This window comes from Corynebacterium sp. LK2537, from assembly GCF_040946485.1.
GTDB lineage: Bacteria > Actinomycetota > Actinomycetes > Mycobacteriales > Mycobacteriaceae > Corynebacterium.
This window is the reverse complement of sequence record NZ_JAYWLQ010000001.1, coordinates 560,569-583,020: the sequence shown is the minus strand read 5'-3', so window position 1 is coordinate 583,020 and position 22,452 is coordinate 560,569. Positions and strand designations below refer to the sequence as shown.

Genomic DNA, 22,452 nt, shown 5'->3' with positions numbered 1-22,452 from the left:
CACCATGCGTATCAGCAGCCTAGAGGCCTACCAGGCCACAAACAGCACGAAGCTTCAAAACCCGGAGCGCCCCGCCGCGGAGCCCGCGCGCCCGGTGGTAATCCTTGACGACTCCGCGGCGCCGGTCTCCCTGGCCTCCGTTCCCGGGGATGCCATCTTCCTGTCCGGGCTGCCGGACACGTGGCCCGCCGAGGGCGGCCGGCTCATCCTGGTCAATACTCCCGAGCCACTCACCCTGGACGCCGCCTCCCGGTGGCTCAGCGCCGGCCACGCGCAGGCAGAGTACTGGGCAGATACTAAACACCTGGCGCGGATGGTGGGGCTGCTGCGCGCAGACGTCCCGGAAGAGCGCGCGTGCGTGACCGGATTCGAGGCTGAAGGAGGATGGCTGCGGCTGCGCCTAGGCACAGCCTCGGGCCCGACCCGCTCCAGCGAAGACTTCGTGCGGGGGCTAGCCTCCCAGGCGGGGGCCGGCCCGGAGCCCGAGCCAGAGCCTGCCGAGCCGACGCTGTCGGAGCCCAGCCTGGGCTCCCTGGTGGTCAAGAAGGTGGTGCCGCTGGCCAAGCCCATCAAACAGTACCTGCCGGCCACGCTGGTGGCCTACCTCTACAAGGGATTGGAGAAGCTGCGATGAGCCGCGGAGCATTCCAGCCGGGTATCAGCGTCGTCGTGCCCTCGTACCAGGGCCGCGAGCGCTTGCCAGCCGTGGTCGACTCCCTGACGGCACAGACGCTCGCCCCGGAGCTCTTCGAGGTCATCGTGGTGCTCAACGGGCCGGCCGACGGCAGCTACGAGGCCCTGGCCCAGGCGCGCGCGGAGCACCCGGGGCTGAACCTGCGGGTTCTGACTAGCGATGCCCCAGGCGCCAGCCGCGCCCGTAACCTCGGGCTGGCCGCGGTGCGGCGGGAATACGTCACCTTCCTCGACGATGACGACTGCCTCGAGCCCCGTTTCCTCGAGCTAGGGCTGGCCACCGCGGGGCCGGGGGTGGGCGCGCTGCTGCCGATAGTGGACGTGCGCGCCGGGCAGCGCGACGAGTCCACGAGCCTGGGCGTGCGGATTAAGGCCCTGGCGGGGACGACGCAGCTTGCGCGCAGCACCGCCTGGGCCCTGGGCTTTAACGCCTGCAAGGTGGTCCCGAGCGCGGTCCTGACCCGCTACCGCTACGCCGAAGACCTGGCCTCCGGCGAGGACGTGGTCTTCTTCGCGCACCTGCTCAAGCACCCGGACCTGGCCCTGCGCGTGCCGCAGGATCACGCCGGGGCCGCCTACCTGCGCACCCAGCGCGCCGGATCGGTCAGCCGGCAGGAAAGCTCGTACGAATTCAGTGTGCGCCAGCGCCTGGCCTGCATCGCTAGCCTGCGCGGCATCGATGTCCCGGAGGCCTCCGCAAGAGCACGTGAGAGCCTGGAGGCCGCCCAGTTCTCCTTCGTGCGCGATTACCTGAAGACGAATCCGGAGGACGTGGACGCGGCAATCGCGGAGGCAGTCAGCCTCAAAGTGCCGGGCCTGCCGTGGGCCGACCTGCGCACGGGCAAAGCGCGCCGGCTGGTGATCTCCTATTGCTTCCCGCCCTATGCGGATACCGCGGCCAACGTCGTGGCCAAGCACATCGCCGCACGCGGCGAGCTCGTCGACGCCATCTTCGCCGATATGTCCCGCGTGCGCTCGCAGGATCCGTCGACGCAGCTTATCGTCGAGCCCTACCTGGCCCAGCGGACCGAGATCCGGGTCGATCCTTCGTTCGCGGCCTGGCCGCTGATCTCCAGCTTTGCCCGGAAGGCCGCGCGGGTGGCCGGCAAGCGGATGAAATCCGCCCACCCCTACGAGGAGATGTACTCGCGTGCCCTGTGGTCCGGCTCCCACGTGGCCGCGGCCTTGGTCAAGCTCAAGCACCCGGGGCTTTACTGGGAGGCGGAATTTTCCGATCCCCTGCGCTTCGGCGTGGACGGCGAGCCCCGGGAAGGAGCTATCACCCCGGGGCTGACCACGCTGCAGCTGCGGCGGGCGGTCTCTTCCAGCCGGTGGCCGGGTCTCGCCCTGGAGACCCACTTCGCCCTGACTGAGGCCGTGACCCTCATCCACGCCGACCGCCTGGTCTTTACCAACGCCAACCAGCGCGAGGTCATGCTGGCCCCGTACCCGGAGGGGCTGCAAGAAGAAGCGCGGGCGAAATCCGTCATCCGGCCGCACACCCCGCCGCCGAGGGAGCTGTTTTCCTTGGGTGACTCTAAGGCCCAAGCGGTTCCAGATAAGATCAACATCGCCTATTTCGGCAACTTCTACGCCAACCGTGGCATGGGCCCGGTCTTGCGGGCGCTGGCCATCCTGCCGGAAAACGCGCGCCAGCGCTTTGTCCTGCACATCTACTGCGGCAACCCCGCGGCCGTCGATGCCCTCCGGTGGCAGCAGGCCGCCGAAGCACCCGGAGCGCCCGTCGATGTGCGCGCCTACCCTTACGCGGATTACCTGGACTTTTTGGCTACCACGGAGGACTACGACGTGCTGCTGGTCAACGACGCGGAGACCACCGGGTCCGCCTTCGCCGTCAACCCGTTCCTGCCGTCGAAGTACTCCGATTATTCTGCCTCCACCACGCCGGTGTGGGGGATAGTCACCGCCGACTCGCCGCTGTCGCAGCTACCGCTGGACTTCTACAGCCCATCCGGCGACACGGACGCGATAGTAAAAACCCTTTATCATTTGCTAAAGGAAGTTGACTAGACTGGTTGAAGTTTCAAGTGAAAACAAAGGGGTACGTCAAGACAATGAGGCAACGGAAAGGGGGCCTAGGTAAATGAGTCGTCACCGAAAGCGGGAGAACTCCCGGAGCGTCGATTATTTCCAGAAGCTCAACGAGCAGATCACCCATTCCGACGGTCCGGTCCAGATCGTGTCCCCGGAGGGGCTGAAACCGCTCAACCCCCGGCCCAGCCTGCCCACCTATATCCAGCAGCTCTGGGAACGCCGCTTCTTCGTCATCGCGGAAGCCCGCTCCAAGGCCCTGCGCTCCACGCGCGACTACCGCCTGTGGAAGCTGTGGCTGGTGGCCAACCCGATCCTGGACGTGGCCTTCTACGGCTTCCTGTTCGGCTACCTGTTCAAGACCTCCCGCGGCATCGAGAACTTCATTGGCTACCTCATCCTCGGCATCATGTTCATGCGCATGATTACGGGCCTGTTCTCCGCCGGCAGCGGCCTGATTACCAAGTCCCGCGGGATGATCCGCACCTTTGCCTTCCCGCGGGCCTCGCTGGCATTCTCGCAGACCCTGCGCGCCGGCATCGATAACCTCCTGCCCGCGCTCATCGGCATGATCCTGGCGTTCTTGGCGCAGTGGGGCACCCCGCCCAACTGGACCATCATCCTGGTGGTGCCGCTGTACCTGATGCTGCACATCTTCGGCTGTGGGCTGATGATGATCGTGGCGCGCCTGACCGCCGAAATCCCGGACGTCAAAGCCCTCATCGGCATTGTGACGCAGGCGTGGTTCTTCCTGTCCGGCGTGATGTTTTCGTTGGATCGTTTCTCCCACACGCCGGCCGTCCAGGAGCTCATGTCGCACAATCCGGCATACATCTTCCTCACGGCGATCCGTGATTCGACCATCTACGGAACCTGTCCGGCTCTTTCCACGTGGCTGACCTTGCTGGCCTGGACCGTCGGCACGTTCGTGGTGGGCTTCATCTACTTCTGGGGAGCGGAGCACAAATATGTCCGACTTGCATAAGACCGACCAAGCAAAGACCGCCACTAGCACCGCGGCGACGAACGACGCGAACGCGGACGACAACGTCCACTACGTGGAGGAAGCCAACGTCGTCGTCCAGAACGTCTCGAAGCGCTACGTCATCAGCCAGTCCCGCTCCGACGACGCCCGGACCGTGCGGGCGGGCAAGAACAAGATGATCGTCGACGCGCTGACCGATGCCTCCTTGGTCGCCGCGCCCGGCGAGTCCGTCGGCATCATCGGCCTGAACGGCTCCGGCAAATCCACGCTGCTCAACCTCATCGCCGGGGGCGAGTCACCCACCAGCGGCAAGATCCTGGTGCGCTCGCAGCCGATGCTCATGGGGGTCAGCCCCGCCCTGCAGAGGTCCCTGTCCGGGGAGACGAACATCTACCTGGGCTGCCTGGCGCTGGGCATGAAACCGGAGGAAGCCCGCGAGCAGATCCCGCTCATCGCCGAGTGGACTGAGCTGGGCGATGCCATCAAGCGCCCCATGTCGACTTATTCCTCCGGCATGAGCTCCCGCCTGGGCTTTGCCATCTCCACCGCCGTCAAGCCGGATATCCTCCTCATCGACGAGGCCCTATCCACCGGCGACGCCGCCTTCGGCGCCAAGGCGAAGGCGCGCATGGCCGAGGTCCTAGAGCGCGCCGGCAACCTCTTCCTCGTCTCCCACTCCATCGGGCAGGTCGAGAAGAACTGCCAGCGCTGCATCTGGATCAGCAAGGGACAAATCATCGCCGACGGCCCCACCGACGTGGTCTCTCCCCAGTACCACGAGTGGGCACGCCTGATGGGCAAGGACAACAAAGACCCCGCGCACGAGTACCTCCAGGAAGTCACCGCGGCTTATCGGGCTCCGAACGTGGTTTTGGGCTAAAACTATGGTTCCCTCAGTTACCTCACGAGGGTGGGATACCTTGTGTATTCTAAATTAGCAGTTGAAATTAGTCTGGATAATTGTGGAAAGGCCCAGGATGAGTGTTCTTGGCAAAATCCGCCACGGTAAAGCGTTGACACTGCTTATAGCCGTGGCGTTTGTGCTGTTTGCAGTGGCTTTCATCGTGCCGCAAGGTGTCGTGGAAACCATCTTCGCTCTGGCCGGTGGCCTTGTTGCTCTAGTATTTGCCGTGGGATTTTTGTCTTGGGCAAAGCAGTCAGTGGGTGAACTTCGGCAGTACTTCCGTCAGGTGGATGCTCGCCTCAAGAACCTGGAGCCGCAATTTTCGAATGCGGCAGCGCAAAGAAATTCGGTCTCCGACCAGACACGGGCACGCCCTAGTACTCCTAGCGCGCCCGCGTATCCGGCGTCTGCAGATACTCCAGATAATACTTCGCCGTTCGCTGCTGAGACTGGCAGCGTATACGCTGCCGGAGCGATCCCCGCGTCCTCTGTTCGGCGGTCGAATACGCCGGGGGTTATCGGTCGTGGGGCAGCCGCCATCAGCGTAACTAGTGATGAATATCAGAATTTCAGTGCAGTCTTCGACTCGCCCGAGGATCGATGGACTAAACGTGTAGCGGTCATTGGGACAACTGAATTGATGTCGGATCTGTCTGATTCGGTAAACCTTGAGACGCTCGAGCCGAATCAAACCCGACGCGCAGTCGCTACCCCGCAGGATTACGTGATTATCGAGGAGCAAGCTTTCAGCAAGGGAGTGTGGGCGCACGGGCTGGAGTCTTTCCGCTTGCAAACTTTCCTCGAATTAGCGGAGTCGTTGAAACTGGCGAAGAAGCAAGGGGCGATCGTCCTCGTCCTTGCCGGAGTCGAGGTCGCGACCTTGACGCATTCGTTGCGAGAGGCAGCAGACTACGTAATTGGCGAGCGCGAAGACGGTAAGGCGCAGTTGGAAGGCTTGGCGATTTACGCCCAACTAGAGAACTATCTGGAAAAGGAGAGCACGCTCAATGTCTAAGGCTGCTGTATACGCTGACATTAACCCCAATATTATTGACGGCTCTTCCATCTGGATGATGTCGATCACGGAGGTCCTTAGCCGAGTCTTCGACGAGGTTTGGCTGGTTTTGAAGACTGAACCCACCGACAAGAAGCTGGTATCAGCGGTTTCGGTCTTGGACAATGTAGCCATTGACTACGTGCCGAATCCTTCGAGCGGGGAAATTAGTGTCCGCGATATTGGGCAGTGTGCTGCTCGCGTAAAGGAAATCCACGCTGCGGAAGGCCTTGATGCCGTTGTGGTCCGCGGCCTCGAAACGTCTAATGCATTTTGCAAGGAGCAAGGGCTTAGCGAAATCCTGTGGTCCTACGTCACTGACCTGCCATTTCCTCCGAGTAAGTTATCCACCAATGGCTTGAACCGTCTAGAGCGCGTTGCTTCTCGCTCCGCCGGTTTGTTCTCGCAGACGGAGACTTCCCGCTCCTATTTCGAAGCCCTTGCGCCTTCGGCCCCTGGGAAAACCTACCTCCTTCCTCCCATGATTCCCGACAAAGCCTTTGCCGACAGGACACAAGATGGTGCGGGGAATGAGGGACCACTGGAGATCGTCTACGCGGGTAAATTCGCCAAGGACTGGAAGACCTTGGAGATGCTGGAGCTGCCGGCCAAACTCCAGGAGAGGGGAGTGCGTGCCCACCTGACAGTCATCGGAGCAAAGATCAATCGGGACAAGGACGATCCGAGCTGGAGTAGTCGAATGGCCCAGGCGCTTGAGTCTGCCCAACGCGGGGAGTACCCCGGAGTCACGGCAGTAGGTGCGGTCGCGCGCGAAGAGTCTCTGCGCATGATTGCAGAGGCAGACCTGGGAATTGGGTGGCGTACTTCGAAGCTGGACTCCAGCATGGAGATTTCCACAAAGGCCTTGGAATACGCGGCAGCCGGCACTCCGCCGGTAATTAACCGCAATGGCGACCATGAGCTCCTCTTGGGGGCTGGTTATCCCTTCTTTGTTAACGCACAGACTGACGGTGACCTGCTCGCCGACACCATTGCGGCGAATCTTGGCTCAGTACCGCAGGTTCAAGCCTCTGTCCAGCGTGCGGTTCACCAATACTCGATGAGCTCTGCTGTACAACGCTTGCGCGACGTCTTTACCCGCGCGATGGTCTTGCGCAATGACGAAGAAAACGAAAATGCGTATGCGCCGACGAAGCTACTGGTGGCATCCCACGACCTCAAATTCGCCGGTGAACTGCTTTCTCGGCTGCTCAAGGACCCTCGTTTTGAGATCAAGTTCGACCACTGGGAGTCCCTGCACAAGCACAATGAGGCACAAAGTAACGAGCTAGCCCAATGGGCTGACGTCATCTTCTGCGAGTTTGCTGGCCCAAACTTGACGTACTATTCAAATCACAAGTCCGAAGATACTCGACTTATTGCTCGTCTCCACGGATTCGAAACACGCAATCGGGCTCCCTGGTTCGCCGACGCGAACTTAGATGCAGTTGATTCTGTGCTCACGGTCTCGGAGCACTATCGACGGGCCACCATTGAATTCCTTCCCGAACTGGACGGGAAGGTCCAAGTAGTTCCGAACATGATCGACGCCAAAGACTTTTCGCGCCCGAAGGGTCCAGATGCTCGCTACCACTTGGGCCTCGTAGGAATGGTGCCGTTCTTGAAGCGCCCCGACAAGGCTTTGGATCTGCTCAGCAAGCTACTACAACAGGACGACCGCTACTATCTCCACATCAAGGGGCGAATGCCTTGGGACTACCCCTACGTGTGGAAAGACAACCTGCAGAGGCACAAATACCTCGACTTTTTCGCACGCCTACGAGAAGATGAACTTCTTTCCAACCACGTTGTTTTCGAACCGTTCAGCACGGACATTGCTTCCTGGTTGCGAGGAATCGGTTTCGTCCTTTCGCCCAGCGATGAAGAAAGCTTTCACCTCGCCCCTGCCGAAGGCATGGCTTCCGGAGCCGTTCCTATCGTATGGAAACGCGATGGGGCTATAGAAGTATTCGGCAGCGAAAATATTTATCAGAATGAAACCGAAATGGCCGAGAATGTCCTGCAGGCCAGATCGATTCGCGTATTTGAGGAAATGGGAGTCCAGGCACGCGCGGACTCCGAATTATGGGAGAGTGAGCGGATTTACAGCCGGTGGATACAAGCTTTATCGAAGGATAGTTAGTATTGGCGGAGGTTGCAGACTTGTTAAGAGGTCTGCAACTTGGCAATGAACGTATACTTTTGAGCGGGTGCCCGAATACCCTTGGGAATAGAGCCTAACGTTCTCGTATCGGGTGGGTGTGCACCTAACAATCACAAGAAGTGAGGTAATTTTTCGTGAAAAGGCCACGGTCTTTAGCTCGTTGGGATAGTCAGTACTCTTATGAGGGGGTGCAGCAATTTTTAAACTCTGACATTCATGACGGTGTCCACTCGGTGAAACACGCGGGTACCCATTTGGACCTCTTGGTGGAGAATGCCGGGTCAGATGTCACTTTTGTTTCATTCCACGCGGCCCTGAGCCCGAGGGCAAGAACAGTGCCATCCCTTCAGGGGGCGAGCGTTGCCAAGGATGCTGGAGTGAATTTAATTGCTGTCAGCGATCCCACACTCGCAAAAGGAGATATCGATCTAGGCTGGTTCGCCGGAGATAAAGACACAGGGCCGTTGCCCGAGACTCTCGGCCCTCTTATTCAACACGCTGCTGAAAGCTTGGGGACAAGCAGGCTAATTCTGTTCGGACCATCCGGGGGCGGGTACGCTGCGATCGTATTCGGAACCATGTTCCCCGACTCAGTGGTGTTAGCTGTTAACCCTAGGCTTGATTTGAACGCGCGTCCCAAAGCCCGATTGGAAAAGTATTTGGAGGTGGCCCATGGAGATCGAACAACTGGCGATGTCTCTGTGCTCTTAAAGGAGTTTGGACTAACTAGGGTTCAGGATCAACTTGAAAAGCCCCTCGACTTTAACCTTTTGATTTTTCAGAACTCCGGAGACACTGTTTACCTCAATAACCAGTTGACCCCTTTTCTGTCCGACTTTCACTCTGACCCGCGCGTTCATGTGCGCTTGGAAAACTATGCCACGGGGCATAAACCTATACCGGGCGAGATGCTCAGGGATATTTTGCGCACGCTTAAGCAGAAGAATCTGAGCGACGCGATATCGCAGGCGGGATTCGTGCCAACAGCTGGCAACCCGGTGTTTGAAGGGGAGTAGAGGTTGAGCTAGTTTTCGGAAGTTGCTCGGCTCGAGGAAGAACGCCTATTAGGATCGCCTAGATGTCTCGAATGATCGTTGACGCACAAAGGAGTCCGCATTAAGTGGGATTGGACAACGTGACCGGCTGGAATTGAATTCCCGTAGGGGTAGGAAAGCTTCCAGATGGCTCGCTGCGGGATAATGGAAGGGGTATGAACTAAATGGGCAAATTAGGGAAAGTAGGGTGGACTGTCTCTTTCATCGGTCTGTAACCCTTACTCAACGAAAGGTGCGAGAATAGGAACAATTACGCTGAAGCTCACAGGCAGACGTAGGCAGAACCTACGAAAGATTCTTTTGAATGTTGAAGAACTCTGTCAAAACCTCAGCGACCCGGTCTTGGCCGGCCTTGTTCACATGAAGCTCGTCGTAAAAATATTTGGGATCGCCGGCCAGCGCGGACTCCAAATCGGCGAGAGGTATATCGTTTTTCTTTGCCGCATCCCGAAAAACTTGAGATAACGCGGCTCGGCGCTTGGCAGTTTGCAGTTGTTTGTCTTTTAAACCGTAATTCCTCCGCAGCCACCTGTCACGTTCCCATTCCACCCGCAGATAAGGCGAAACGCATAGGGCGAGTTTGAAGTTCATACCTCGGCAGAACATGACTATCGAGTCAATTAACGCTGCAGTGTCTGTAAAGGAGGCTTCCCATTCCGGGGACTCAGTCAGGGGTGGCTGGAGAGCAGTATACGTTTTGTCATTTGTCCAGTAACCAGCCGAGAGGCTGAAACAACTCGCATCTGACTGCGAAGAAAATAAAAGAATCGAATCGCCGCGTTCTGCAACCGTGGGAATCTGTACGAAAATCCTACAAGCAGCCTGAAGTAAGGTCGTTCCCGAGTACCCGCCGTTGTAGATGTTGAAAGGTAATCTGTGGTTCAGTTGCGCTGCGAACCGGTCATCGGGCATGGAGAACGAGGACTCAACGAATGAGCCACCGATAAAAAGCAACTAGGCTGCTCCGGGTCCCACTTAGTGCTAGAGAGGATAAACCCGTTTTTGTCGGTTTCTAACGGGAAATCTATGTCTTCCAGCCCTTGGGAGCGGGTCAGTTTCGTCGGTGTCGGATGGGCGGGATGTGTGCGGTTTCTCGCTTGTTCTTTCAAACGAATACTGTGACGCATGGAAATCCTGTCAGTAAAGGTAATAGGGTTCTATAAGTAGAGCTTTAGTATTTCCAGGGTTTGCTAAAGCGGAAACTTCCTTCTTACGACCAGATCCCCTTAGTGTCGACGACTTCCTTGCCGTCCAATAGCTGCGCGTCCAGGTTCTTGAACTCCTTGTGGTCGACCAGTAGCAGGATGACATCGGCATCGTCGATCGCCTGCGTGTACTCGGTAAGCTGCGCGTTGTCGAAGCCCTTGAGGCGTTTAGGTAGCTCGTCGACGTTCGGCTCGGCCACTAGGAACGCGGTGTCTTCCAGCTCTTCGGCCAGGTCGACCGCGATGTTGAGCGCCGGCGACTCACGCAGGTCGTCGATGTCCGCCTTGAAAGCGAGGCCGAGGACTGCGACCTTCGACGCGCCGGTGCGTTCGATGGCTTCCTTAACCTTGCTAATGACCCAAGCCGGCTTGCCGTCGTTGACGTTGCGCGCGGTGTGGATGAGCTTGGAGTTTTCCGGATCCGCCGACACGATGAACCACGGATCCACGGCGATGCAGTGCCCGCCAACGCCGGGGCCGGGCTGCAGGATGTTAACGCGCGGGTGGTGGTTGGCCAGTTCGATGAGCTCCCAGACGTCGATGCCGAGCTTGTCGGCAATGAGGGAAAGCTCGTTGGCGAAGGCGATATTGACGTCGCGGAAGGAGTTCTCGGTCAGCTTGGCCATCTCCGCGGTGACGTCGTTGGTCGGCAGGAGCTCGCCCTTGCAGAAGGAGGAATAGATGGCGGTGGCGCGCTTCGTTGCCTCCGGGGTCTGGCCGCCAATGATGCGGTCGTTGGTGCGCAGCTCTTCTATAGCCTTGCCCGGGAGGATGCGCTCCGGGCAGTGGGCGAAGTAGACCACCGGCTTGTTCTCAGGATTCTCAGCGCCATCGGCGACAAGGTCGGGGCGGAGCTCGAGGATCTTGTCGGCCATCTTCTTGGTGGTCAGCGGCGGGGAAGTGGATTCCAGGATGACCAGCTCGTCGCCCTCCAGCTGCGGCGCGATGGCCTCGGCTGCCGAGTAGATGAACTTCATGTCGACGTCGTAAGACTCAGTAAAAGGCGTGGGCACGGCGATGATGTAGGCATCCGCGTGCACCTGCTCCGTGGTGGCCTTGAAACGGCCGGATTCCAGTGCCGAGCGCAGCTCTTCTTCCAGCCCCGGCTCAACGATGGTTACCTCGCCGCGGTTGATGCGGTCAACGTTGGGTGTGTTGACATCGACACCAGTGACTTCTACACCGGAATTAGCTAGAACAACGGCGGTCGGTAGGCCAATATAGCCAAGCCCGACAAATGCGACGTGAGCTTTCGACATGGAAATCCTTTGCAATAGAAGTAAAGGGCACGCAAGCTTGTTTCATCCTGGCGTGCCCGGCAAAACCTGGGGTGGGACTCGGCAAGGATGTTACACGTGTGGCAGTAATAATGCTTGGTAAGTTGTAAATTCTTATTTAAAGCTTATGTAGGGGTGACATTTTTGGGGGTGAGCGGAGCGAGAAGGTCGGTGGGTCTACGGGAAATAGGTGGTCGGGTATGAGTATCTCTCTTATGCGGTTGATGGACACTTCTATGCTCGACTACGTTCTCTGGGGGAACATTCGTTCCGGAAAACGTCCGGCTAAAAGGCAATGTGAACAATTTTCAGATTTGCCTCAATTAGTTCCATAACTTGTGATGGGAAAGCTATTGCAAGAGTGCGCGGTGTAGTCATAGTAGGGAAGTGCGGCTCGTAGCCAAAGTAGGGATCTGTAGCGCATGCCAAAGCAGAGCCGGGGTATTCAGGTTTTAGGCGCGTGAAGTCGTATGTAATATAGAAAGTTGGCTCGAGTTTTCGCTGCTCGCGAAGTGTGTTCCCCGCGCAAGTGGGGATGAGCCTTTGCGCGCCGTCGTTGGGTACCTGTCTCATATGTGTTCCCCGCGCAAGCGGGGATGAGCCGAACACGAGGGCGTCTGCGCAGGCCGCGAGCACGTGTTCCCCGCGCAAGCGGGGATGAGCCCACCAGCTTTAAGCGAGTCAACGAACCCAGACCGTGTTCCCCGCGCAAGCGGGGATGAGCCGGCCCCAGGGGATCGACGGGCCCCGCAGGCCCTGTGTTCCCCGCGCAAGCGGGGATGAGCCGCCCGGCATTTTGCAATTCGGCTCGAATGGCGAGTGTTCCCCGCGCAAGCGGGGATGAGCCCGCCTGCAGCATGGTCAGCACCGCCCCGCCTAGGTGTTCCCCGCGCAAGCGGGGATGAGCCTCATCCCGAGTCGCGGTCATCTTTACCGGTTCCGTGTTCCCCGCGCAAGCGGGGATGAGCCCTACCGATTCATGAAGCCCATGCAGGAGGAACTGTGTTCCCCGCGCAAGCGGGGATGAGCCCACCAGGCCCGTCAGATTTCGCACCCGCTCCGGGTGTTCCCCGCTCAAGCGGGGATGAGCCCTTTTGCCAAAACGACCGGTCAGTCCGCAGAGTGTGTTCCCCGCGCAAGCGGGGATGAGCCCGTCGAGCGTGGCGCGGCCGCCATCCCCCACGTGCGTTTCCCTCGCGAGCAGGGATGAGCCGGCTCACGCGGTGTTGGCTCAGGCACTTGATGTGTGTTCCCCGCGCACGCGGGGATGAGCCGTCAGAGCGCAAATACCTGACCGAGTTTGTCGCGCGTTCCTCGCGTAAGCAGGGATAAGCCTTTGAGATCGCGGGAGACCTCGTCGACGGTGATGTGTTTCTCGGGCAAGCAGGGATAAGTCGTTTCAGTGAGGCAGGAAGAAGCCAGTAAAGCGGTGTGCCGTGCAAACAGACGTGACAATGTGGGGCGGGGCGGAAGGGGTATCGCGGTCTAGCGCGGTTCCGAGCTTTCAAGCGTAAGGATGTCTTTAGTCCCGCTCGTCTTTCCTATGTATCGCCATTCTTAAACGGGGTTGAGCGCTGGGTGCCCCGCCGGAGCGGGGAAGTGGGCTCCGCAGAACAGAACAATGGCTCATCCCTAATCTGGGGAATTACTTGCTTGGAGCCCGATGAATAAGGGTAGCACCAGTGGACAAGGCCGAACAGCAAGCAAATCAGCAACTTGTTATATTTGGCGGTTACCAATTGTACTTCATTCTTGTATCTTCAAGTGTATAGGTCGTTAAATCAAATGGCGGCCCACAAAGAAAATGGAGTTTTCCATGACGTCGACACGTAGTCCTTGGGGCTTGCCGCAGCCGGTCATTAACCTTGCTCAACGGGCTGATGGCTGGGTTGCGGAGCGAAGTGTTGAAGCGCGGAGTTTATGGGCGAAGTCTGGTGATGGGGTCAACTTTCTGACTTTGCCGGAACATTTGCGGGACTCGGCATGCGCGGCATCCATGGTTTTTCATGTGTGGTTGTCTGACTCTATAAAGGGGATTCTGGCGGGCAACCTCGGCCTATCGGTGAAGGAGCTAGAAAAACTTATTCTCTGGCTTGCTGCCTCACACGACGTGGGAAAAGGTGTACGAAAGTTTCAGAGTCAGATTGAGCTCAGGGAAGATGTGCGGCACTTGGTTTCACGTGTGCGGGATGCAGGGCTTAGTCTCGATCAAGGCGTTGATGAGCTCAATGTGGACAAGCTGCCGCATAGTGTGGCATCCGGCGTAATAATCCGTGACTGGCTGGAGGAAACGCGCGGCTTTTCGCGGCGTTCAGCAAACTCGGTAGCCGCTGTCGCTGATGCTCACCACGGTATTCCGAGTGAGCAAATTTCAGAACGAGTAGCTCTCATTATCGCTCAGTACCCTCCAGCGTGGCGGAAAGTCCATGGCGAGCTGTTGGAAGCGACTGCGAAGCTTACTGACGTGGATGTGGTGCTAAATAAACTGCGGAAAAAAGGGATACGTCGTGCCCGTGACCTGCAGTTGCTGACAGGTTTGGTGGTGATGTCGGATTGGGTCGCTTCCAATGAAGATGCCTTTAGCCTGAGCGGTTCAGATTCGCAGGCAGAACGTGTCGATCAGGCCGCGCGCGCGGTTCAGCTCACAGCGCCTTGGCATCCGGTAAGTGACGCGTCAGTGGACGTGGATGTTAGTTTTCGGCGAGCGTTTGGTTGGCCTAGTGAGTATTCGGCGCGACCAGTGCAGAAGGCCATGGTAGATTCGGCGAAAAAGACTACTGGCCCGGTGATGATGGTGCTAGAAGCTGAAACCGGTGCAGGCAAAACCGAAGCTGCCTTGCAAGCAGCGCGGGTTCTGGCAGCGAAGGCTGGCGCCCAGGGGCTGTACTTTGCGGCGCCGACTATGGCGACCGCGAACGGCCTGCTGGACAGGACAGTGCGGTGGGCGAAAAATACGACGGACCAGCAGGTGCGATCGATGTACTTGGCTCACTCGAAAAATTCCTTGTCGCAGCCTTTTCAAGATTTAAAGCTACGGGATATTGAACCAGAACTTTCCGACGGTAGTGGCGCGGTAGTTGCATTGCAATGGCTTAGTGGACGACGCCGTGGACTGTTGTCGAACATCGTCGTGGGGACAATCGACCAAGTCCTGATGATGGCCCTGCAGCAGCGGTATTCAATGCTCAGGCACATTGCCCTGGCAGGGAAGGTGGTCATTTTCGATGAGGTGCATTCTTTCGACCTGTATTCGACCAATTATTTGAAAACCACCCTTAGCTGGCTGTCGTACTACGGCGCAAGCGTTATTGTCATGTCAGCAACGTTGCCACCAGCGAGGCGTAAGGAACTTCTCGAAGCGTATTCCGATGGAAAAATCTCGGAAGCCGAGGACCCAAGTTATCCCCTGATCACCGTGGCGACCCCTGATGAGGTCACCCAAATTCCAATTGAGGAGAAAACCGAAAATGAAGTAGTGGCGGTCAACTTCATCGAGGATGACTTGGATACTCTCACCGCGACGGTGACTGAGCTTGTCGGACAAGGTGGTTGTCTCTTGGTTATCGTCAATACGATTGCCCGGGCGCAAGCCGCCTACCAACAACTTTGCGTGTCCTTTCCCAGAGAGGTGGAACTCCACCACGCTGGATTCATTGCTTGGCAGCGCTCTGAGAAAGAAGACCGGTTGCGGGCCGAGCTAGGCCCGCATGCGCAAAGGGGGAGTGGCAGGCCCTGGCGAAAGGTTGTTGTTGCCACCCAAGTGGCAGAACAAAGTTTGGACATCGACGCTGATGTGTTGATCACTGATATCGCCCCCATGGACCTAGTGATTCAGCGTGCGGGCCGAATCCACCGCCACCGCAGGCCGCGAGGGGATCGGCCAAGTGGTTTAAGAACTCCGCAGGTGTTCATCCGTGGGATCCTCGAGCGGGAGCCTGCACCCGAATTCGATGGTGGGGCAAGTGCCATTTATGGCGACGCTCTGTTGCTCGCAACGCTGGCGACGCTTCCCGATTCATTCCAGCGCCCTGCGGATGTACCTGACTTGGTCCGGCAGGCATATGCCGAGGATTGGCCGGTGCCAGAGGCCTGGGCCGAAGCAGTACGTCGGGCCCGCAACGAGGATTTGGCCAAGAGAAAACGGGCGGAAAGTCGATCGGCCAGCTTCCGGATACCGCCGCCGGACACGAAGAAGTTCTCCAGCTTGTTTCAGCAGCTAGTCAGTGAGAACGCCGGTTCACGTAGCGCTGGCGCTGATGGGGAACGGGGCGCGGCCATGGTCCGTGATGCTGAACCAACGGTGGAAGCAATCCCGGTTATCGCGACAGAGTATGGCTACCTTCCTTTTGGGACGGATACTGAGATCCTCACGGGGGAAGAGCTGCCGTTTAGGCAAGCACGAAAGTTAGCAACTGGGACGGTCCGCCTTCCTACCCGTATGACGCGCCGGCCGCAGGACTTCGATGCGGTCGTGACGGAACTTGAACAGTCCACACCAGCAACCTGGCAACAAAGCCCAATCCTTCGTGGGCAGTTAGCCCTAGAACTTGATGAAGAAGGATGCTGTGAGCTGGGACGATTTAAAGTTCAATACACCAGGGAGTTAGGAATCGAAATCTTGAGCGATGGTTCGGAGGGGAGGGTCCAGTGAGAGCTCTAGATTAGAAAGTGCCTCTTCAAACAAGGCCAAACCTAAATACAAAAACAACTAAGTACAGAAAGGAGGGTGGCAACCGTGACTGATAATGGCGATACCAAACCGACGACGTTCAACCTGTTGGATGTGCCGTGGATTCGTTGTATGGATATGGAGGGAAATCCTCGTGTAGTCAGTGTCAGAGAAATCTTTGATGGGCGCGTACGCGTCGCGAAGATCGTTGGGGAGTCACCTACCCAGGATTATGCGGTTATCCGCGTCCTACTAGCTATTTTCTGGCGTGCCCACGCCCAGGAAATCTCAGAAGCATTACCCACTTCGCGGAGAGATGACTCCTTCGATTGGGGAGAATGGTTCGAAGAAACGCGGGAATTCCTGCGTGACTCGGGTCGCGACGATGTAGTTCTAGACTATCTAGAGACCTACGAAGACCGGTTTGATCTGCTCGATGACAAGCAGCCGTTCATGCAGGTCGCGGATTTGCACACGAAGTCTGGCGGGACCAAGTCGGTTTCTATGATCGTGCCCGAGGCCGCGAGTGCTTTATTTACGATGCGTACGGCGGAGGAACGGGAGTCCTTGTCCTTCGCCGAGGCTGCGCGATGGTTGGTTCATGCGCAAGCATACGATTATTCCGGTATTAAGTCTGGTGCGGTCGGTGACGAACGCGTCACAGGAGGGAAAGGTTACCCGATTGGCACTGGGTGGTCGGGGCAGACTGGGGGGAACGTTGATTCTCAGCCCGTATGGTTTGCTCGACACTTTGATCCTTAATACGGCCCCAGAGGCAGTAAACCAAAGCGCAACCGCACGTGATCTCTCGGGGGATTTACCCGTGTGGGAACGCCCGCAGGACTCGGCAGCCCAGCGGCCAGGATCGGATCCGAAGGAAGGGGCTGCGCCTCAGGGGGCCGCCGATCTAGCGACGTGGCAGGCCCGCCGGATCCGGCTTCACGTGGAGGGTGGGAGAGTCCGCCGAGTCGTCTTGGCCAACGGGGACCGAATCCCCGCAGCAGGTAAGAATGTCTTCGGCGACCCAATGACGCCGTATCGGTACAGCCCTAACCAGTCCACGCAGACGGAGGACGCCTACTACCCGCGGCCCTACGATGAAACCCGTACGATGTGGAAATCGCTAGATGCCCTAGTCGCCGTGACCGGAGACGCTGGCTTCACAAAGAAAGAAAAGGCGCCAATCCGGCCTGCCACCCTCAGCAACTTGGCGAATCTTTCCGCCGACGGATACCTGGAGACGCGGGTCCTTGATCTCGCTTTGGTCTCTATGGTTTACGGGCCACAAGAGTCCTCGGTGGGCACCACTTTCAGCACATCCATTGGTTTGCCGCTGGCTGTCTTGCGTACGGACGACACAGGTAAGCGAGTGCGCGAGGCCGTCCGCACAGCGGTGGAGAAGACTAGAGCTGCCGCCGTGAGCGTCGGATGGTTCGCGGGCCAGCTTTTGGTAGCGGCCGGAGGTGATTATGAATTTGGCGCTGCCGCAGCGGATCGGCTCTACTCTCGTCTTGAGCCGAAGTTCATCGACTGGTTAGCCACCGTCGATACCGAAAACGTGGACAAGCGTGCCCGACAGTGGCAGTTCGCTGTTCTGGAAGAAGCGCTGGATCAGGCGGTTGAACTGGTACGAGGCGCAGGGCAAAAGGCCATTGTCGGCCGTATCACAGACGCGGACGAAAAGGGGCACGGACGGATTGTATCGGCTGGTACGTTGCACCAAGCTCTCAGACGTCGTTTGAAGAAGGACCTGCCATTGACGGTGCCCGAGCCAGAAGACCAAAACTCGACGGAAGAAAAGGATGAAGTCCATGCTTGAAACGCAAGACGTGGCTCAGCCGGTCGTAGAACGAGCCGGCCTGCACGCCTCGGTTACCAAGACGGTAGAAGCCTTGCAGTACGCCTATTTGCGCAGCCCTAATCATGCCGCGGCTGCGCGGGCCCGAGGCGCGCTAGCCCAGTTGCGAAAATACTCCTCACGTACCCCAGAACAACAGCCTTTGGCTCTCGAGGAAATACTGCTGTTGCTGGAGCCACCGCTGGAAGAGCGGGAGCTGGGCAAGGGCACGAGCCTCTCGCCGAGCGAGAAGGCAGCGTTCCACGCCCTAGTCGCGTTCGGTATTCACATGCAAAGCGCAACCAGCGAAGCACACGTGTCCACGCATAGCTTCGCCTGGGCGTGCGGACGAATGTACGCCATCCGGGAATCGGGGTCTATCAAACCTCGCTTCGACGCGATGCTGCTAGCGCGAGATGAAGCCTCCCGGATGGTTCAGCTGAGATCGCTCATTACGCTTCTGCGTTCATCGAAATTGGCATTCCACTACGGTTATTTCGCTAGTGATCTCCGCGTCCTGCTCCAGACCTCTACGACACAGGGTGACGCCTCGCGTCGCCAAGGGGTGCTTCTGCGCTGGGGACGCGATTTCGCCGCCGGTGCGAGCTTTCGTCCCCAAAAGTCCTAACTAAACTCCCTCCCTCTCGAAAGGAAAACCATGTCTTACATCGTCGATATCCATGCCCTGCAAACCGTTCCACCGTCCCTGATCAACCGCGATGACACTGGGGCACCGAAGTCCGCCGTCTACGGTGGCGTGCCGCGTCAGCGCGTCTCCTCGCAGTCTTGGAAGCGCGCCATCCGCAAGTACTTCGAGTCCAATGTTTCTCCCGACAGTGTCGGCAAGCGCTCCAAGCGCCTCCCGCAGGAAATTGCTCAAGGCCTCCAAGTACATGAGGGCTGGGACAACGAACGCTCCATCGAAGCTGTAACTCAGCTTTTCAAGGCTGCCGGAATCAAGGTGGAAGTCGACAAGAAGAAGATCACCTCCCTGAAGAAGGAAGTAGAAGCCGGCGAGGAACAGCAGGAGAAGCTGGACGACGCGTACTACCCACAAACCAGCTATTTGATCTTCCTGAGCCCGCACCAAATTGATCGGGCAGTAAAGGCCCTCGTTGAGGCTGATGGCGAAAAGATCAAGAAGGGCGAGGCCAAGGAAATCCTTGATACTGAGCACTCCGTAGACATGGCGATGTTCGGGCGCATGGTCGCTGACGATGCTGCCTACAACGTGGACGCCGCAGTCCAGGTGGCCCATGCACTGGGCATCCACGCTAGCGCGCCGGAATTTGATTACTTCACCGCAGTGGACGACCTCGCGGAAGCCGGGGAGGAAACCGGTGCGGGAATGATTGGCACGGTTCAGATGATGTCGTCGACCTTGTACCGCTACGCCACGGTAAATCTGGGTGGGCTGGCTGAAAACCTGGGGTCCGAGGAGGAAGCCCGTACTGCTGCGGGGCAGTTCATCGACGCCTTCATCAAGTCGATGCCGACCGGCAAGATCAACACGTTTGCCAACCAGACGCTCCCGGAGTTGGTCTATGTGGCGGTTCGTGAGACCCGCCCGGTTTCCCTGGTCACCGCTTTTGAATCGCCGGTGGAGCCGACTGAGGCAGAGAGCCTCCGTGTGGCCGGCGCCAAGGCTCTTGCGGCCGAGGAAAAGGGCTTCGAAGAAATGTATGACCTCAAGCCGAAGGCTGGATTCGTGCTGGGCTTCGAAGAGGCTCGGGAAGCTTTCGCCGATATCGCAGAAGCAGTAACCCTCAGCGAGCTGCAAGAGCGTGTTTCCGCTGCTCTGGAAAGCTAAGGGTTAGGAGTTTTTGCCAATGACTTCTTCTCTTTTGCTTTTGCTAAAGGGGCCGATGCAGTCGTGGGGCGATGAGTCCCGGTATGCCACCAGAACGACGGCGCCGACGCCGTCTAAATCCGGCATCGTCGGTCTGATCGCGGCGGCCCAAGGGCGACGACGGACCGACCCGATCGAGGATCTTGCACATCTGCGGCTTGCCGTGCGCGTCGACCAATCCGGCAGCTTGCTGCGCGATTATCAGACCGCGCAACCGTGGCAACGTGATCCCAAAGCATCCGCTAAGCTGATTACCCGGTATTTTCTGTCGGACGCGGCCTTCGTAGTCGCGGTGGAGGCAGAGGACCGGTCACTGCTGGAGGGCTTTGTTGAGGCGCTCAATGATCCCGTCTACCCGTTATTTATGGGGCGGCGTTCGTGTCCTGTTCCTCCCAACCTGGTCCTGGGCGTCGTGGATAAATCGGCGGTCGAGGCGCTGCAGGGCCACCAGAAATGGCATGCGACCAAGAATCACATGAAAACCTGCGGCGAGCAGGTGACCCTGCCCATCTACCGGGATGCCCAAGCGGGTGAGGTAGGGGTCGCGCGCCAGGACGTGCCGGTCTCCTACAACCCTGAACACCGAAAATATGGCTGGCGAGAGGTCGTCCAGACCGACTACGCCACCTTGACCAACCCCCTGGAGCCCAACGAGCTGCAGGCGGATCCCTTCCTTGAGGCGGTGCTGAACGCATGACAACGTTGACGAAAGTGCTGATTAACCCAGCCAGGAGGCAGGGGCGCAAGCTTTTGACAGACCCGCAGTCCATGCACGCGGCCGTCCGAGCGGCGTTTCCGCCGGATCTGGACGAGTCTTCCGGCCGAGTGCTGTGGCGTGCGGACACTAACGGTCATGAGCACGCGCTCTACATCGTCGGTCCGGAAAAGTCCTCCGGTCAGCACATTGTTGAGCAGGCCGGGTGGGATACTCGTCCAGCACAGATTGCTGAATACGACCGCTTTCTTGCGGCGCTCAAGAAGGGGCAGCGCTGGCACTTCGAGCTGGTGGCGAACCCTACCTTCGCCCAGACAGTTGAGGGCAAGCGCAGCAAGATTAAGGCTCACGTATCGGTCCCGCACCAGCTCGGATGGCTGTATGACAAGGCAGGCAAGTGTGGCTTTAGCCTCGCCCCCCGGGCTAGTGACGAAGTATCAGACCAAGAACGGCAGCGTTGGGATCCGACCGAAGTACCCACCGTCATCGAGCGTAAGACTCTCGATTTCCGTCGTGGTCGAAGCAGCGCTCGAGTGCACATCGTGACTGCTCGTTTCGCGGGTGTCCTGGAAGTTACGGATCCAGATCTCTTGCGCGCGGCGCTGACACAAGGAATTGGGCGAGCGCGCGGTTACGGGTGCGGCCTGATGACTCTGGCCAGGGCCCGAACCAATGCCAACGCCTAGGGAGGTACCTATTGCGCGCACCGCGCTGTCGAGGATGGAAGACCGGCTGAGCTTTCTCTACGTGGAAAGGGCAGTGGTAAATAGAGAAGGAAATTCTCTGACCATCCAGGACCGGCGCGGGATCGCGCATTTGCCTGCTACGCACCTCGCCGCGCTGTTGCTGGGACCAGGGACCAGGGTGACGTACGCGGCCATGGCGTTGCTCGGCGACGCCGGGGTCTCAACCGTGTGGGTCGGGGAGCGCGGCGTGCGCTACTACGCGAGCGGTAGGCCACCTGCTAAGTCCTCGCGTATGGCTGAAATACATGCTTCCGTAGTGACCAACCAGCGCCGACGGCTGAACTGCGCTAGGGCGATGTATTCCATGCGCTTCGCCGGTGAAGACGTGAGTAGGTTGACCATGGCGCAGCTGCGCGGCAGGGAAGGCGCCAGGATGAAGAAGATCTACGCGGCCGAGGCCAAACGCACCGGCGTGTACTGGAACCGTCGATCTTACGATCCCAGTGATTTCAGTTCTTCGGATCCGATTAACCAGGCCCTGACAGCAGGTTCCGCGGCCCTTTACGGGGTCACCCATGCCGTCGTTGCTGCCCTAGGATTCATCCCCGCCCTAGGCATTATTCACACGGGCACGGACCGTTCGTTTGTTTACGATATTGCGGACCTTTACAAGGCTGAAATCTCCATCCCCGCCGCATTTGATGCCGTGGCAGCTGCGGGTGGACAGCCTAGCGTCGAAGTCCGCCGCCGCGTGCGCGACGCTGTGGTCGAGCAACGACTGATGCCTCGTATGGTCGGCGACCTTAAGACACTGTTCGACGTCCCTGATGACGAGCTCTTAAATGACGCGGAGCTACTGCTGTGGAGCGAGCTCGAGGTCATCGCGTCTGGAATCAACTGGGCTGAGGAAGAGCAGTTGTCATGATGGTACTGGTTTTATCCGCTTGTCCCGCAGGGTTGCGCGGCGACCTCACCAAGTGGCTGATGGAGGTCTCGCCGGGAGTTTTCGTCGGCCGGCCGACCGCGCGGATTAGGGAGCTGCTGTGGGAACGGACGGTTGAGCTGTGTAAGGACGGTCGGGCCCTGCTCGTGTATTCCACCAATAACGAACAGGGGATGGAATTTCGGACCCACCGTCACCAGTGGAAGCCCATCGATTTCGATGGGCTGACTCTCATGATGCGCCCTACCGACCGCCGGAAGAAGCCGCAGCGCAGAACTGGGTGGTCTAACGCCCGCCGCTTCCGGACCGCTTATGACAAACAAACCCGAGGTAACAGGTCGTCCTAAGTAAAGTCTGTGCAGAC

General features: G+C 58.6%; 16 protein-coding genes and 1 pseudogene. 15 read left to right on the top strand and 2 right to left on the bottom strand.

Translation table 11 applies throughout. The features are described from left to right. Nucleotides 1–4: 4 nt before the first annotated feature. From VVS03_RS02735 to VVS03_RS02705, 7 genes are all read left to right on the top strand, one after another. Complete coding sequence (locus tag VVS03_RS02735) at nucleotides 5–634, top strand: hypothetical protein (RefSeq protein WP_368534581.1); 630 nt, start codon at nucleotides 5–7, stop codon at nucleotides 632–634. Continuing rightward, the gene (locus VVS03_RS02730; RefSeq protein ID WP_368521664.1) at nucleotides 631–2,724 is read left to right on the top strand and encodes a glycosyltransferase; all 2,094 of its coding nucleotides are present in this window, start codon (nucleotides 631–633) and stop codon (nucleotides 2,722–2,724) included. Before VVS03_RS02735 ends, VVS03_RS02730 begins: the two co-directional genes overlap by 4 nt. Before the next feature lie 73 nt (nucleotides 2,725–2,797). Continuing rightward, complete coding sequence (locus VVS03_RS02725; protein WP_368520252.1) at nucleotides 2,798–3,730, top strand: ABC transporter permease; 933 nt, start codon at nucleotides 2,798–2,800, stop codon at nucleotides 3,728–3,730. Between the two features lie 175 nt (nucleotides 3,731–3,905). After that, nucleotides 3,906–4,610, top strand: a complete 705-nt coding sequence (locus VVS03_RS02720; RefSeq protein ID WP_409338388.1) for an ABC transporter ATP-binding protein — start codon at nucleotides 3,906–3,908, stop codon at nucleotides 4,608–4,610. 97 nt (nucleotides 4,611–4,707) lie between these two features. Beyond that, nucleotides 4,708–5,649, top strand: coding sequence for a hypothetical protein (locus VVS03_RS02715; RefSeq protein WP_368533827.1), 942 nt, complete (start codon nucleotides 4,708–4,710; stop codon nucleotides 5,647–5,649). Continuing rightward, nucleotides 5,642–7,831 carry a glycosyltransferase gene (locus VVS03_RS02710; protein WP_368533828.1) on the top strand — a complete coding sequence of 730 codons (2,190 nt, stop codon included), beginning with the start codon at nucleotides 5,642–5,644 and terminating at the stop codon, nucleotides 7,829–7,831. Before VVS03_RS02715 ends, VVS03_RS02710 begins: the two co-directional genes overlap by 8 nt. A gap of 398 nt (nucleotides 7,832–8,229) precedes the next feature. Further along, nucleotides 8,230–8,868, top strand: a complete 639-nt coding sequence (locus VVS03_RS02705) for a hypothetical protein (protein ID WP_368533829.1) — start codon at nucleotides 8,230–8,232, stop codon at nucleotides 8,866–8,868. A 324-nt stretch (nucleotides 8,869–9,192) separates the two neighbouring features. Here VVS03_RS02705 and VVS03_RS02700 read toward each other — a convergent pair whose 3' ends face one another. Together VVS03_RS02700 and wecC are read right to left on the bottom strand one after the other, a co-directional pair. Then, complete coding sequence (locus tag VVS03_RS02700; RefSeq protein WP_368534580.1) at nucleotides 9,193–9,861, bottom strand: SGNH/GDSL hydrolase family protein; 669 nt, start codon at nucleotides 9,859–9,861, stop codon at nucleotides 9,193–9,195. Between the two features lie 256 nt (nucleotides 9,862–10,117). Further along, the gene (wecC, locus tag VVS03_RS02695) at nucleotides 10,118–11,371 is read right to left on the bottom strand and encodes a UDP-N-acetyl-D-mannosamine dehydrogenase (protein ID WP_368533831.1); all 1,254 of its coding nucleotides are present in this window, start codon (nucleotides 11,369–11,371) and stop codon (nucleotides 10,118–10,120) included. A 1,834-nt stretch (nucleotides 11,372–13,205) separates the two neighbouring features. Here wecC and cas3 point away from each other — a divergent pair. From cas3 to cas2e, 8 genes and pseudogenes are all read left to right on the top strand, one after another. Beyond that, nucleotides 13,206–16,040 carry a CRISPR-associated helicase Cas3' gene (gene cas3, locus VVS03_RS02690; RefSeq protein WP_368534579.1) on the top strand — a complete coding sequence of 945 codons (2,835 nt, stop codon included), beginning with the start codon at nucleotides 13,206–13,208 and terminating at the stop codon, nucleotides 16,038–16,040. A 156-nt stretch (nucleotides 16,041–16,196) separates the two neighbouring features. Next, a pseudogene (gene casA, locus VVS03_RS02680) lies at nucleotides 16,197–17,877 on the top strand (type I-E CRISPR-associated protein Cse1/CasA). Then, nucleotides 17,870–18,523 (top strand): type I-E CRISPR-associated protein Cse2/CasB, encoded by a 654-nt coding sequence (gene casB, locus VVS03_RS02675; RefSeq protein WP_368521727.1) that lies wholly within the window; start codon nucleotides 17,870–17,872, stop codon nucleotides 18,521–18,523. Before casA ends, casB begins: the two are co-directional and overlap by 8 nt. Nucleotides 18,524–18,553: 30 nt before the next feature. Next, on the top strand, nucleotides 18,554–19,705 hold the full coding sequence (gene cas7e / locus VVS03_RS02670) for a type I-E CRISPR-associated protein Cas7/Cse4/CasC (protein ID WP_368534577.1): 1,152 nt from the start codon (nucleotides 18,554–18,556) through the stop codon (nucleotides 19,703–19,705). Nucleotides 19,706–19,724: 19 nt separating this feature from the next. Further along, a complete protein-coding gene (gene cas5e / locus VVS03_RS02665) occupies nucleotides 19,725–20,441 on the top strand; it encodes a type I-E CRISPR-associated protein Cas5/CasD (protein ID WP_368518945.1) in 717 nt (238 codons plus the stop codon). Next, a complete protein-coding gene (cas6e, locus tag VVS03_RS02660) occupies nucleotides 20,438–21,145 on the top strand; it encodes a type I-E CRISPR-associated protein Cas6/Cse3/CasE (protein WP_368518946.1) in 708 nt (235 codons plus the stop codon). Before cas5e ends, cas6e begins: the two co-directional genes overlap by 4 nt. A gap of 34 nt (nucleotides 21,146–21,179) precedes the next feature. Then, nucleotides 21,180–22,070 carry a type I-E CRISPR-associated endonuclease Cas1e gene (cas1e, locus tag VVS03_RS02655; RefSeq protein ID WP_368518947.1) on the top strand — a complete coding sequence of 297 codons (891 nt, stop codon included), beginning with the start codon at nucleotides 21,180–21,182 and terminating at the stop codon, nucleotides 22,068–22,070. After that, nucleotides 22,067–22,435 carry a type I-E CRISPR-associated endoribonuclease Cas2e gene (gene cas2e / locus VVS03_RS02650; protein WP_368518948.1) on the top strand — a complete coding sequence of 123 codons (369 nt, stop codon included), beginning with the start codon at nucleotides 22,067–22,069 and terminating at the stop codon, nucleotides 22,433–22,435. The genes cas1e and cas2e overlap by 4 nt, the downstream gene beginning before the upstream one ends. Nucleotides 22,436–22,452 lie beyond the last annotated feature (17 nt).